The organism is Heyndrickxia sp. NPDC080065, assembly GCF_050281185.1.
In the GTDB taxonomy this organism is placed as follows: domain Bacteria; phylum Bacillota; class Bacilli; order Bacillales; family Bacillaceae_C; genus Heyndrickxia.
The window spans coordinates 118,175-132,270 of record NZ_JBNNWS010000017.1; the positions used below are offsets into that span (position 1 = coordinate 118,175).

A 14,096-nucleotide genomic window follows, 5' to 3' on the forward strand; every position below is an offset into this window, starting at 1 on the left:
GGTCATTCTAAAAAACTCAAACAGTTCACTGAAATTGTTTGAGTTTTTTTGTAGAATAAGAAAAAGAGGAGTTTGAAGGCTTCTTACTCATTAAGGAAATAAATGGTTCAATTAAAGGTTACTAAAAAAGAAGGAAATAAAAAAATATTGAAGAATATCTTTTATAGACTAAAGGATTGGAAGGTTAATATGTTAAAAAAAATCTTAAAGTCTTTTGACTACTCCATTATCATCGTGTACATACTTCTATGTGTATTTGGTTTAGTAATGATTTATAGTGCAAGTATGGTGGTAGCTGTACAGAAATACCATCAAAGCAGTGATTTTTTCTATATTAAGCAGGTAAAAAATCTTATCGTTGCATTTATTACTTTTACTATAACGGCGTTTTTTCCTTATAAAGCATATAAAAGTAATAAATTTCTCGGGATTATCATGCTTGTTTCAGTTCTTAGTCTTATCGGCATCCGTTTGTTTGGTCATAACACGAATAATGCACAAAGCTGGTTTAAAATTGGAACAACTATGATTCAGCCTTCAGAATTTGTAAAGCTAAGTGTCATTATTTACTTATCTGCTGTGTATGCAAAAAAACAATCTTATATCGATCAGTTGAATAGAGGAGTTATCCCACCACTATTATTTTTAATCTTTGTCTGTTTTTTGATAGCGATTGAACCGGATTGGGGTACATCATTAATTAACTTTTTAATTGGACTAACAATATTGTTGTGTTCAGGTATGAGATTTAAAACGATGTCGAAGCTTATCGGTTTGGGACTAATCATTGCACTTCTCCTTTCACCGGTGTTAATTTTTAAAAAGGATGACATTTTTACAAAAGGAAAGGTATCTCGTATCACTGCCTATCTTGATCCTTTTGGAACAAAGGGGGATGAAGGATTTCAACTATATAATTCCTACTTAGCTCTCGGTTCAGGCGGTGTAAAAGGCTTAGGTCTTGGACAAAGTGTTCAAAAACTAGGATATCTTCCAGAGCCCCATACCGACTTTATTATGGCAATTATTGCTGAAGAGCTTGGCATTTTTGGCGTAGCGTTTGTTATTTTAGGTTTATCATACCTCGTTTTAAGAGGAATCTATATAGCTGTAAGATGTCGTGATCCTTTTGGAAGTTTATTATCAATAGGAATTGCGAGTATGATAGGGATCCAAGCCTTTATAAATTTAGGAGGGGTATCCGGATTAATACCGATTACAGGAGTACCACTGCCTTTAATTAGCTATGGGGGATCTTCACTTTTACTTTTATCAGCTTCAATTGGAATTTTAGTTAATGTATCAATGTTTATGAAATACGAAGAAAAATATAAGAAAAAGCAAGAAAGCAAAACGATTGAAAAATCAAAATATAATACTCGTGGATTGAAGGTACATTAAATAACCAACAAGTGATTATACAAAAGGGAGAGATTGTATATGAAAAAAATTGAAAAAGTATTAGTGGCTAATAGAGGGGAAATAGCAATTCGTGTTTTTCGCGCGTGTACCGAGCTTAATATACGTACCGTTGCCATTTATTCAAAAGAAGATTCTGGGGCCTATCATCGTTACAAAGCAGATGAAGCATATTTGGTGGGCGAAGGAAAAAAACCAATTGACGCATACTTAGATATTGAAGGCATTATTGATATCGCGAAAAATGCAAATGTAGATGCCATTCATCCTGGCTATGGCTTCTTATCTGAAAACATACAATTTGCTAAAAGGTGTGTGGAGGAAGGGATTACATTTATAGGGCCAAAACCAATACATTTGGATATGTTTGGGGATAAGGTGAAGGCGAAGGAACAAGCAAATCTTGTAAATATTCCAGTTATTCCTGGAAGTAATGGCCCGGTCACAAGTCTTGAAGAGGTCGAGGAGTTTGGTAATCACCACGGATTCCCAATAATTATTAAAGCCTCTCTAGGTGGCGGTGGACGCGGAATGAGAATTGTAAATAATATAAAGGAAGTGACAGAAGCCTATAATCGGGCAAAATCTGAAGCGAAGGCAGCATTCGGAAACGATGAGGTTTACGTCGAAAAGTTCATTAAAAATCCAAAGCACATTGAGGTTCAAATTTTAGGAGATGATGAGGGGAATATCATACACTTATTTGAACGTGATTGTTCTGTTCAACGACGTCATCAAAAAGTAGTAGAGGTTGCTCCTTGTGTATCACTTTCCATAGAATTGCGTGAAAAGATCTGTCAGGCTGCCGTCGATTTAATGAAAAATGTTAACTATGTTAATGCAGGGACAGTAGAATTCCTTGTAGCAGAAAACCAATTCTACTTTATTGAGGTCAATCCGCGTGTACAAGTAGAGCATACCATTACCGAAATGATTACCGGTATTGATATTGTTCAATCACAAATAATGATTGCTGAAGGGCATTCTCTTCGCAGTGATAAACTAGGTATTCCTAAGCAAGAGGAATTGAAGATTAACGGATTTGCTATTCAATCTAGGGTAACAACTGAGGATCCATTAAATCATTTTATGCCGGATACAGGAAAAATAATGGCATATAGAACAGGTGGAGGCTTTGGTGTACGTTTAGATGCGGGAAATGGTTTTCAAGGTGCTGAGATTACACCATATTATGATTCCTTATTAGTAAAGCTTTCTACTTGGGCTATGACATTTGAACAGGCAGCATCAAAAATGGTGAGAAATCTTAAAGAATTTCGTATTAGAGGTATCAAAACCAATATTCCATTTTTAATCAATGTAGTAAAACACACTCAATTTATTACTGGTGAATACGATACTTCGTTTATTGATACGACACCAGAATTGTTTGTATTTCCGCCGAGTCGGGACCGTGGAACGAAAATGTTATCCTATATCGGTAACGTAACCATCAATGGATTTCCAGGTATTGAAAGGAAAGAGAAGTCTTTGTTTGCTAAAAGCAGGGTTCCTAAAATTAACTACTCAGAGCAAACAGCACCAGGATCCAAACAAATTCTTGAGAATGAAGGAACTGCAGGTCTTGTTAATTGGATTAAGTCTCAAGAAGAGGTTTTATTAACTGACACTACATTTCGAGATGCACATCAGTCGTTACTTGCAACAAGAGTACGTACACATGATATTCAAAAAATTGCTGAACCTACATCAAGGCTGATATCCGAATTATTTTCGCTAGAAATGTGGGGAGGTGCCACATTTGATGTTGCATACAGGTTTTTAAAAGAAGATCCATGGGAACGATTAAGAGTATTAAGAGAAAAAATTCCAAATGTCCTTTTTCAAATGCTGTTTAGAGGATCGAATGCAGTAGGTTATAAAAATTATCCAGATAATATTATTCGTGAATTTGTTCAGCAATCAGCATCAGCTGGAATTGATGTATTTAGAATTTTTGATAGTCTGAATTGGATTAAAGGAATGGAAGTAGCCATTGATGCGGTACGAGAAACAGGAAGAATTGCAGAAGCTGCTATTTGTTACACAGGTGATATTAATGATCCGCAAAGGATAAAATATGATATTCAGTATTATAAAGAACTTGCAAAGGAATTAGAGAACCAAGGTGCTCATATTTTAGCAATTAAAGATATGGCAGGACTTTTAAAACCTCAAGCAGCATATCGTTTAATTTCAGAATTAAAAGAATCAATTAATATACCGATTCATCTTCATACACATGATACAAGTGGAAATAGTCTTTATACATATGCAAAGGCGATTGAAGCAGGGGTAGACATTGTAGATGTGGCTTTAAATTCCATGGCAGGATTAACTTCACAGCCTAGTTTAAACGGATTATATTATGCTTTAGAAGGTACAGAAAGAAGACCGAAAATAAATATTGGAGCAGCGGAAACACTTTCAAATTATTGGGAAGATGTTCGAAAGTATTATAATGGTTTTGAGAGTGGGATGAATTCCCCGCATACTGAAGTATACCGTCATGAAATGCCTGGTGGTCAATATAGCAACCTGCAACAGCAAGCAAAAGCAGTAGGATTAGGAGATCGATGGGATGAAGTAAAAGAAATGTATCAGAAAGTTAATCATATGTTCGGTGATATAGTAAAAGTAACACCATCATCAAAGGTCGTCGGAGATATGGCATTATTTATGGTTCAAAATGAACTTACAGAGGAAGATGTGCTTACTCGCGGATCAAAAATTGATTTTCCTGATTCTGTTGTCGAGTTATTCCAAGGTTATTTAGGACAACCAGTTGGTGGATTTCCGAAAGATCTTCAAAAAATCATTTTAAAGGATAGAGAACCAATAACAGTTCGTCCTGGTGAGTTGATGGACGATGTCGATTTATCTCGATTAAAAGAAACACTTTCTGAGGAAATAGGGAGAATGGCAACCGACTTAGACGCGATTTCGTATGCATTGTACCCAAAAGTTTTCTTGGATTATGTCAAAACTACTCAGCAATTTGGAGATGTTTCAGTAATTGATACTCCAACATTTCTTTATGGTATGATGCTTGGTGAAGAAATTGAAGTAGAAATAGAAACCGGAAAGACCCTTTTTGTCCAATTGATATCAATCGGACAGCCACGTTTAGATGGGACGAGGATTGTATATTTTGAATTAAACGGTCAGCCTCGTGAAGTTGTCATAAGAGATGAAAGTATAAAATCATCCGTAGCTAATAAAGTAAAGGCTGATCCGAAAAATGAACAACAAATTGGTGCAACGATGCCAGGAACTGTCATAAAACTGATGGTAAGTAAAGGAGATAAAGTAAATCAAGGTGACCATCTTATGATAACGGAAGCAATGAAGATGGAGACTACTGTACAAGCACCATTTTCGGGTATAATTAAAGAAATTTACGTTCGTGATGGAGAAGCTATTCAACCAAATGATTTATTAATTGAAATAGATAAGAACTAAAATTTTTTGATAAAATCGCCTGTAGGGTATGCGTGAAGCGATTTCTATATGGAGTATAACTAGCTGAACGCATACCCTACAGGACTATTTCAGAAACAATATCATTGTTTAACAAAGTCAAACAAAAAAACGTACAGTTCATTGTGAACTGTACGTTTTTTTAAAAGGTAAGAAAGTGTAGATTTACTAAGGGTATTAGGCATGAAAAGTGTCTGCTGTGTCTAGCTCCAGCGCCTATCGGATTTCTCCGTCTTCTCCCTACGTTAAGTCAACATCGACTCGTCCCTCGCCGTGTTTCCTTTATCTCAGTCGAAGCCTACGAAATCCGTACACCGATGAGCAAGGCGCTTGCGCTTTTCTTTTCGTTATTTACTTTCAAATCTGTCCTTACTAATCTGAACCATATTTTTTTTACTTCTTCCAATAAGTAATAGAAAATAGCTGAGTAGTCCGAACAGGCAAGAAATGAATAGAGCATGTGCAAGTGCTATATATAAATTAAGTCTAGTAAAAATGATTAAAGCTCCTGCTATTACTTGCAGGCAAACTAAGATAAAGGCAATAATCCAACCTTTATATAAAACCTGCTGCTTTTTATAATGTCTTACGCTTAAATAAGTAATATAAGCGATCCATAGAAAAATGATACCAGCGGCAAGTCGATGTCCCATTTGAACCCATTCATAAAGATTAGTAGGTAATGCTGGGGCATCATTTAAACATAATGGCCAATCCCTGCATATTAAACTTGAATTCGTGTGACGGACAAGAGCTCCGGAATAGACGACAAGATAGCTGTATATAGTTACACCTATCGTATGTATTTTCATACGCTTGTCTATGATAATTTTTGAAGCATCAAATTTTTGATCAACTTCAAAAATAAGTAGTGTCAACAAAAAAACAGAGGCAAATGAAATAAGGGATATCCCAAAATGCAAAGCTAAAATAAATTTTGACTGCCCCCACATAACAGCGGCAGCACCTATTAGAGCTTGTAAAATTAAAAAGAAAAGAGATAGTAGAACTAGAAATTTTGTTTCACGTTTATGACCGATAGTTTTCCAAGACCAAATAGATAAAATCAATAATAGAAATCCAACCCCGCCTGATACTAGACGGTGAGCAAATTCTATAAGAGTTTCTGGTGTAATAGGGCTTGGGATTAGTTGGCCATTACAAAGGGGCCATGATCTACCGCATCCCATACTTGAACCGGTTTTTGTTACTAAGGCTCCCCCGATCAGAACGAAAAGCATTCCTAGCGTCGTTAATATAGCAAGCCATTTTAATCCTCGACGCAAATAATTCACCTTCTTTATATTTCTTTAAAAAGAGATCATAAGTCAAAAAAATATTATTTTACATTGAATAATAATTAAAATAAATGCTCTTAATGATACTACCTAAATTACTGAAAAAAGACAACCGATAAAATGTTACAATTCATATACCTTTGCAATAATTGTAAATAGCTTTAAATTTTGATAGTAATATTTATGGTGCAGTGAAACATTGTTGAAAAAAATAGCTGATTTAAAGTCGACTGACACAAATTTGACATAATTCTGTTGAAAAGGTTTCACAATAAATATTAAAGTTATGTTTTAATATGGAATTGATGGATTAAAAATGAGCTTCGTGTCTATGAATAAAGTCTATTTTTTTGAGTTTGTGGTAAACTGAAAATGTAAGCGCCTTGATTAGGCTGGAGCAAAATGTTCTCCCGGCAATGAAGTATGCTTTTTGACCTTCCTAGCGGGTATATAGACCACGTGGTACTAGTGCGAGACAAAAAATGACATATATTATAAAACATCATACATAATTTTAGTAAAAGTGAACAATTAACGAAAATTTGTTGAAATATAGAAATACGGCTGAAGATGTTTTATAGTAATATTATATATGTTGTTTATTGAAAGTGAGGGGGGGTAACAAATGTCAAATAGTCGAGCAATCGATATGGAAAACACAAGTATTCCAGAAACAACTGCACTTAAGGATTTTTTATCTTTAATAAAAATTGGAATTGTTAATTCTAATTTAATTACTACATTTACAGGTATGTGGCTGGCATTAGTATTTACTCAGCAACATTTTCTACAATCGCTAGATATTGTTATTCTTGGATTACTAGGCTCAGCATTAATAATTGCTGGCTCCTGTAGTATTAATAACTTTATTGATCGAGATATTGATCCTATAATGAGCCGAACAAAGTCTAGACCTACTGTTACAGGAAAAATGAGCGGTGCAAAAGTACTGACCATTGGATTTTCCTTCATTACACTAGGAACTATTCTATTATTTATGACTTCGGTGACTGCAGGGATTCTAGGAATCATAGGTATTTTTAGCTATGTAGTTTTATATTCAATGTGGTCTAAGCGATTATATGTAAGCAATACGATTATTGGCAGTATCTCTGGAGCAGTTCCGCCATTAATCGGATGGGCAGCAGTAGATCCAAACTTAGATACTATGGCTTGGATACTTTTCTTAATGATGTTTATATGGCAGCCTCCGCATTTCTATGCATTAGCAATGAAGCGCTGTGAGGAATACAGAGCCGCAAACATTCCAATGCTACCAGTTGTAAAAGGATTTGAGGTAACGAAACGTCATATCGTTTTTTGGGTAGCATGTTTATTACCATTACCATTTTTCCTTATGCCTTTAGGTATGACATTTGTCATTTTAGCTACAGCATTTAATATTGGTTGGCTAGTATTGGGGCTAGCTGGATTTAAGATGAAAGATGATTTAAAGTGGGCAAGATTAATGTTTGTCTATTCTTTAAATTACTTAACTATTTTGTTTGTAGCCATGGTAATTGTAACTGTAATATAACTTTGGGAATTCTTTCTTTTTTTAAGAAATCCATATAAATAACAGTCCTTGTTACTTAGAAGACATAAAATGAAAGTGGGGTTTGATTAAGTTATGAAACAATGGCTGAAAAAATGGCGTCTTGTCTCAGTTCTTGCTGTATTGACGCTTGCTCTTTCCGGCTGTGGTGAGCCATTCTTATCGGCATTAAAGCCAGCTGGTGAAGTTGCCAGGAAGCAATATCACTTAATGCTTTTGAGTGTATTTATTATGGTACTTGTAATTGCTATTGTAGTAATTATTTTCGTAATAGCCATTATTCGTTTCCGACGCACAAAAGCAAAGGAAAACATGATACCAAAACAAGTGGAAGGAAATCATGTTCTTGAAATTATTTGGACAGTTATTCCGATTATTTTATTAGTAGTGTTAGCAGTTCCTGTTGTTGCAGCGACATTTAACTTTGGTGATACTGCAGCAATGGAGAAAAAGGACAAAGATGGCAAGCCGAAAGAACTTGTTATCAATGTACGTTCCAACCTTTATTGGTGGGAATTTGAATATCCGGGATTAGGAATCGTTACTAGTCAGGATCTTGTTGTACCAACTGACAAAAAAGTATATTTTTCATTAAAATCAAATGATGTAAAGCACTCATTCTGGATTCCTGCTATAGGAGGAAAACTTGACACGAATGTTGATAATATCAATAAATTCTGGCTTGAATTTGATAGTGATAAAGCACAAGAAGCTGGAAATGTTTTTTATGGGAAGTGTGCTGAGCTGTGCGGACCTTCACATGCTTTAATGGATTTTAAAGTTAAAACAATGTCACAAGCTGATTTTGATAAATGGGTTGCTGATATGCAAAAGGTGAAAGATCCTGTTCAGCCTACAACTGCTTCGGCACAGCAGGGACAAAAAGTCTTTGAAAAGAACTGCATTAGTTGTCATGCGATTACAACAGATAATGAAAAACCTCAAATAGCACCAAACTTAACTACGTTTGGTGAACGTGAACGTATAGCAGGCATCTTAGATCACAATAAAGAAAATCTTAAAAAATGGATTAAAGATCCGGAAGCTTATAAACCAGGAAATAAAATGCGTTCATTTAAAAACTTATCAGATCAAGATTTAGACGCATTAGCTGACTATTTAATGGGTTTAAAAGTGCAACAATAATTGGTTATTAAGGCGTAAAAGGGAGGTTTAACTGTGAGTAGTAAAGCTCAGAAAAAAGGCTTTGGTGCTACCATTTGGGACTATTTAACAACAGTAGACCATAAAAAGATTGCAATTCTTTATTTAATTGCAGGGGGATTGTTCTTTTTAATCGGTGGTATTGAAGCAATGATCATTCGTATTCAGCTTGCAGTACCTGACAGTAACTTTGTTAGTGCAGGTCTTTACAACGAGGTTCTTACCATGCACGGTACGACCATGATATTCTTAGCGGCAATGCCACTCGTTTTTGCTTTCATGAATGCGGTTATGCCGTTACAAATTGGAGCACGCGATGTAGCGTTTCCGTTTATTAACTCTTTAGGATTTTGGTTATTTTTCTTTGGGGGACTATTCTTAAACCTATCATGGTTTTTTGGAGGCGCTCCAGATGCAGGGTGGACTTCTTATGCTTCATTATCACTTGAATCACCAGGACATGGAGTAGATTTCTATGCACTAGGTTTACAGATTTCCGGTTTCGGTACGTTAATGGGTGGTATCAACTTCCTTGTTACAATCATCAATATGCGTGCTCCTGGTATGACATATATGCGTATGCCGATGTTCACTTGGACAACATTTGTTACATCTGCATTAATATTGTTTGCATTCCCGCCACTTACTGTCGGTATGTTCATGCTAACATTTGACCGTATGTTCGGTGCACAATTCTTTGATGTTTCCGGCGGTGGTAATACAATTATTTGGGAACATTTATTCTGGATCTTCGGACATCCAGAAGTATATATCTTGATTTTGCCAGCTTTCGGTATTTTCTCGGAAATCTTTGCTGTATTCTCAAGAAAAAGATTATTTGGTTATTCATCAATGGTATTTGCAACAGTCTTGATCGGTTTCCTAGGATTCATGGTTTGGGCTCACCATATGTTTACAGTAGGTTTAGGTGAAATAGCTAATGCGATCTTTGCGGTTGCAACAATGACAATCGCTATTCCAACAGGGATGAAAATCTTTAACTGGCTGTTAACGATGTGGGGCGGAAATATTAAATTTACAACCCCAATGCTATGGGCTGCTGCTTTTATTCCATCATTCTTAATGGGTGGGGTAACAGGTGTTATGCTTGCAGCTGCACCAGCAGACTATCAATATCATGATACTTATTTCGTAGTTGCTCACTTCCACTATGTAATTGTTGGTGGGGTAGTGTTCGCACTTATTGCGGGAACTCAGTTCTACTGGCCAAAAATGTTTGGTACGATGCTAAATGAAACACTAGGAAAGATCACTTTCTGGACATTCCTAATTGGTTTCCATTTAACATTCTTTATTCAGCATTTCTTAGGATTAATGGGTATGCCTCGTCGTATTTGGAAATTCCTTCCTAACCAAGGTTTGGATACAGGTAACCTAGTCAGCTCGATTGGTGCTGCATTTATGGCGTTTGGCGTTATCGTTATGTTAATTAATATTGTCGTAACATCCGTGAGAAATAAAAAAGTTGGAAACGATCCTTGGGGAGATGGACGTACACTTGAATGGGCAATTCCTTCACCACCACCATTTTATAACTTTAAGCAGCTTCCTTTAGTTCGTGGAATCGATACTTGGTGGATTGAAAAAATGGAAGGTAAAAAAGAATTAACGCCTGCTGAACCACTTGGTGATATACATATGCCGAATGGATCAATCTTACCTGTGTTTATCTCATTTGGATTATTCGTTGCAGCGTTTGGTGCAATGTATCATGGAGATGAAGGGAATACTTGGGGTGTTCCAGTATTAATTATTGGATTAGCCATTGCCTTAGGATCAATGCTAATACGTTCCCTAAAAGATGACCACGGTTTCCATATTCATAAAGAGGAATTAATTGAAGATGATAATAATAAGGGGGTTAAGGCGTAAATGCATGTTGAAGAAAAGTTCACTCCAAAAACATGGCCTGAAGCACCTGAAAAAGCAACCCTCGAAGGGAAAAATAAATTTTTAGGTTTCTGGTTATTTTTAGGCGGCGAAACAGTATTGTTTGCTTCCTTGTTTGCAACCTACATTGCCTTGAAGGATAAAGTTCCAGATCCTTCAATGGCACATGCAAAACAGCTTTTCGAATTACCATTATCATTTATTGCAACAATGTTGCTATTAACTAGTTCAATTACTAGCGTATATGCAATGTATCATATGAAAAACTATAGCTTTAAAAAGATGCAAGCTTGGTTGTTAGTTACCGTTTTATTAGGTGCTGCATTCCTTGGACTAGAGATTTATGAATTTAATCATTATGTACATGAATTCCATCATACATTTACAAGTAGCGCATTTGGTTCTGCTTTCTATACTTTAGTTGGATTCCATGGTGCTCACGTTGCTTTCGGTTTGTGTTGGATATTGTCACTAATGATTCGTAATGCAGGTCGTGGTTTGAGCCTCTACAACGCTCCAAAGTTCTATGTAGCAAGTTTATATTGGCACTTTATTGACGTTGTATGGGTATTCATTTTCACAGTCGTATACTTAATGGGAATGGTGGGATAAGAATATGACGAATGAACATTCAAGTTCTAGTAATCCAAGAGTAGACTATGAATATCGCCGAAGAAAAAGTGCAGAGGAAATGAAGTATCAGGTAGTATCATTTGCATTAATGATTTTGTTAACACTTATTGCATTTGGTGCGGTATATGCCGATTTTTCAAAATGGTTTACAATTCCGTTTATTCTTTTATTAGCGGTAGTACAAGTAATATTTCAACTATATTACTTTATGCATATGAGCCATAAAGGACATGAAGCACCACAACTCTTCATGTACTCTGGAGCTTTTGTTGCATTTCTTACATTGCTTACATTTTTCACAATTATTTGGTGGTAATATAAAAATCCAGTCGAGAGACTGGATTTTTTTTGAAAATAAAAACTGTCATTAACTTGTCATGAGGCATGATTGAAGATTCGTTTTTACAAAAGTATAATGAAAGTGGAGGATTTCACAATACATGTACGATATATCAAACAAGGCTTAAAGTTTGATATTAATTCCGTTTGAGAGAAAATGAGGTGGAGAAAATGCCTTTAAGTATATTTGGTTTCAGGGCATTATGGAGTCCGTTTTTTGTCATTACAATATTGTTCATGACAGTTTTATATTTTTTAATTACGACGAAATGGCGAAAAGATTTTAAAAATAGTGAACCATTAACTCGAAAACAAGCAATTTATTTTATTATTTCGATGATTTTACTTTATGTAGTGAAAGGTTCTCCAATTGATTTGTTAGCCCACATTATGTTTACTTATCACATGGTTCAAATGTCAATCTTATTAATTATTATTGCACCATTATTGATGTTAAGTATACCTAATTGGCTTTGGGAAGCTTTTTTAAAACTGCCAGTAATAAAAAATGTATTTGGCTTTTTCACGAAACCAGTACTTTCAGTTATTCTTTTTAATGTCTTTTTTTCGTTTTACCATTTACCCTTTATTTTTGACAAAATTAAAATGAGTGAACTAGCACATGGAACATATACACTAGCACTATTTATTCTAGCTATCTTTATGTGGTGGCCATTGCTTAACTCACTTCCAAATCATAAGCAATTAAGTGGACTAAAGCGAGTGGCTTACTTATTTGCAAGTGCATTATTGCTTACCCCTGCTTGTGGAATATTAATTTTCGCTGGAAAGCCTTTATATGAGACTTATTCAAATGGTACCTTATGGTTACAAGCAATGACTTTATGTGTTCCATCAGACACATTATCCAGTTTGAATTTAAGTGGACCTGAGTTATTTTCAAAATTACCTGTCCTAGAGGATCAACAATTAGGAGCAATCATTATGAAGCTAGTTCAAGAAGTTGTTTATGGTTTTGTTCTTGCTAGAATATTCTTCCTATGGTTTAAAAAAGATCAACAAGAAGCTGAAGAATTTACAGAAAAGGCAATGCTCACTCAAAATCCACAACCTACAAAGTAAAACAAGGTAGAGCAGGCTGCTCTAACTTTAAAAATTCATGAACATTTGAGAGGAGAAAACATGACATTACCTATCTTACCTACAATTAGTACTTCATGTATTGTAATTAGTGCGATATTTGTTGCAATAGGCTGGAATTTAATAAGGCAGAAAAAGATTGATCAGCATCAAAAAATAATGACTATAGCTGCTATTTTTGCTATTATATTTTTCATTATTTATGCTTCAAGGACGATCTTTATCGGTAATACTTCGTTTGGTGGTCCTGATAGTTTGAAAATATATTACACGATATTTTTAATTTTCCATATTACACTTGCAACGGTAGGAGCAGTATTAGGAATTATGTCTTTATGGAGCGGATATAAAGACCGTATATCATTCCACCGTAAACTGGGGCCAATTACGAGTATCGTTTGGTTTTTTACGGCGATAACAGGGGTAATTGTATACTTACTTCTTTACGTGTTTTATCATGGAGGAGAAACAACATCTGTTATCAAGGCAATTTTGGGAATATAAAAAATAAAAACAGTGTAGATTAAGGTCTACACTGTTTTTATTTTTATATTATTATTCAGCAAACGCTTCGATTTCTTTTTTTAGATCAGTAAGTATTTGTTCACATTGTTTAACAAGGTGGCCAGGGTATACTTCATCGTCTCCGTATTCTACACCATGTGGATAGTAATGTTTACCTAGGATAGGTGTCATTAATTGCATTAATGCATCGAAAGTATCTACATCACCTTCAACTGCATACCCTTGTACTCTTAAATAATAAGTACCTTCTCTAATAATAAATTTTCGGTCATATGATATACGCTCATAATCCCATTGTTCAGCTCTAACCATTCCGTATTTTTTCATCACATCGTCTAATCTGTTTAAATCCGCTTTAAAAGCTTGAATACCGATATTTTCAAAATTCATTATCTTAATTCCCTCCTAATACTCGAAGAACAAAAAAAATAAATAGACAATTTCTCTCATATTTAATAATAGTCTAAAATAACTTTTCTTGCAATGTATACATTGTGAATAATCAGTGTATATTAGGGCTTATAAAGCAGCCATTAATATAATATATTATATGTATTTATTTTTTTCTTAAGGTTATTTTCGTAAAGGTTGTTGCTTTTTTAGTGATATTTTATTAACAATCTGAGTTGATTGTAGCGGAGGACACTTGACTCCTGCGGGAAAAAGAGGGA

At 35.0% G+C, this 14,096-nt stretch carries 11 protein-coding genes; 9 read left to right on the forward strand and 2 right to left on the reverse strand.

Annotated elements, in window-relative coordinates:
• The first annotated feature begins 189 nt into the window (after positions 1-189).
• A complete protein-coding gene (locus tag ACQKP0_RS19820) occupies positions 190-1,401 on the forward strand; it encodes an FtsW/RodA/SpoVE family cell cycle protein (RefSeq protein WP_427407565.1) in 1,212 nt (403 codons plus the stop codon).
• Positions 1,402-1,440: 39 nt separating this feature from the next.
• The gene (gene pyc / locus ACQKP0_RS19825) at positions 1,441-4,881 is read left to right on the forward strand and encodes a pyruvate carboxylase (protein WP_427407566.1); all 3,441 of its coding nucleotides are present in this window, start codon (positions 1,441-1,443) and stop codon (positions 4,879-4,881) included.
• A 365-nt stretch (positions 4,882-5,246) separates the two neighbouring features.
• Here the strand turns inward: pyc and ACQKP0_RS19830 are convergent, their stop codons facing one another.
• The gene (locus ACQKP0_RS19830; protein WP_427407567.1) at positions 5,247-6,185 is read right to left on the reverse strand and encodes a COX15/CtaA family protein; all 939 of its coding nucleotides are present in this window, start codon (positions 6,183-6,185) and stop codon (positions 5,247-5,249) included.
• Positions 6,186-6,822: 637 nt separating this feature from the next.
• Between ACQKP0_RS19830 and cyoE the strand changes: the two genes are divergently transcribed.
• The 7 genes from cyoE to ACQKP0_RS19865 all read left to right on the forward strand — a co-directional run bounded on the left by cyoE (position 6,823) and on the right by ACQKP0_RS19865 (position 13,404).
• Positions 6,823-7,734, forward strand: a complete 912-nt coding sequence (gene cyoE / locus ACQKP0_RS19835) for a heme o synthase (RefSeq protein WP_427407568.1) — start codon at positions 6,823-6,825, stop codon at positions 7,732-7,734.
• A gap of 93 nt (positions 7,735-7,827) precedes the next feature.
• A complete protein-coding gene (gene coxB / locus ACQKP0_RS19840) occupies positions 7,828-8,898 on the forward strand; it encodes a cytochrome c oxidase subunit II (RefSeq protein WP_427407569.1) in 1,071 nt (356 codons plus the stop codon).
• 33 nt (positions 8,899-8,931) lie between these two features.
• Positions 8,932-10,809, forward strand: coding sequence for a cytochrome c oxidase subunit I (ctaD, locus tag ACQKP0_RS19845; RefSeq protein WP_427407570.1), 1,878 nt, complete (start codon positions 8,932-8,934; stop codon positions 10,807-10,809).
• Positions 10,810-11,439, forward strand: a complete 630-nt coding sequence (locus tag ACQKP0_RS19850; protein WP_427407571.1) for a cytochrome (ubi)quinol oxidase subunit III — start codon at positions 10,810-10,812, stop codon at positions 11,437-11,439. It abuts the gene before it with no gap.
• A 4-nt stretch (positions 11,440-11,443) separates the two neighbouring features.
• Positions 11,444-11,776, forward strand: a complete 333-nt coding sequence (gene ctaF, locus ACQKP0_RS19855; RefSeq protein ID WP_427407572.1) for a cytochrome c oxidase subunit IVB — start codon at positions 11,444-11,446, stop codon at positions 11,774-11,776.
• 194 nt (positions 11,777-11,970) lie between these two features.
• Complete coding sequence (gene ctaG / locus ACQKP0_RS19860; protein ID WP_427407573.1) at positions 11,971-12,882, forward strand: cytochrome c oxidase assembly factor CtaG; 912 nt, start codon at positions 11,971-11,973, stop codon at positions 12,880-12,882.
• Positions 12,883-12,942: 60 nt separating this feature from the next.
• A complete protein-coding gene (locus ACQKP0_RS19865; RefSeq protein ID WP_427407574.1) occupies positions 12,943-13,404 on the forward strand; it encodes a DUF420 domain-containing protein in 462 nt (153 codons plus the stop codon).
• Positions 13,405-13,455: 51 nt separating this feature from the next.
• On the opposite strand, the gene ACQKP0_RS19870 is transcribed toward ACQKP0_RS19865, so the two are convergent.
• Positions 13,456-13,815, reverse strand: coding sequence for a YugN family protein (locus ACQKP0_RS19870; protein WP_427407575.1), 360 nt, complete (start codon positions 13,813-13,815; stop codon positions 13,456-13,458).
• Between the last annotated feature and the right edge of the window lie 281 nt (positions 13,816-14,096).

Bases quoted from the DNA above. Each gene is read 5' to 3' on its own strand.
- ACQKP0_RS19865 (WP_427407574.1), top strand. From the start codon at position 12,943: ATGACATTACCTATCTTACCTACAATTAGTACTTCATGTATTGTAATT.
- ctaG (WP_427407573.1), top strand. From the start codon at position 11,971: ATGCCTTTAAGTATATTTGGTTTCAGGGCATTATGGAGTCCGTTTTTT.
- pyc (WP_427407566.1), top strand. From the start codon at position 1,441: ATGAAAAAAATTGAAAAAGTATTAGTGGCTAATAGAGGGGAAATAGCA.
- cyoE (WP_427407568.1), top strand. From the start codon at position 6,823: ATGTCAAATAGTCGAGCAATCGATATGGAAAACACAAGTATTCCAGAA.
- ACQKP0_RS19870 (WP_427407575.1), bottom strand. From the start codon at position 13,815: ATGAATTTTGAAAATATCGGTATTCAAGCTTTTAAAGCGGATTTAAAC.
- coxB (WP_427407569.1), top strand. From the start codon at position 7,828: ATGAAACAATGGCTGAAAAAATGGCGTCTTGTCTCAGTTCTTGCTGTA.
- ctaF (WP_427407572.1), top strand. From the start codon at position 11,444: ATGACGAATGAACATTCAAGTTCTAGTAATCCAAGAGTAGACTATGAA.
- ACQKP0_RS19820 (WP_427407565.1), top strand. From the start codon at position 190: ATGTTAAAAAAAATCTTAAAGTCTTTTGACTACTCCATTATCATCGTG.
- ACQKP0_RS19850 (WP_427407571.1), top strand. From the start codon at position 10,810: ATGCATGTTGAAGAAAAGTTCACTCCAAAAACATGGCCTGAAGCACCT.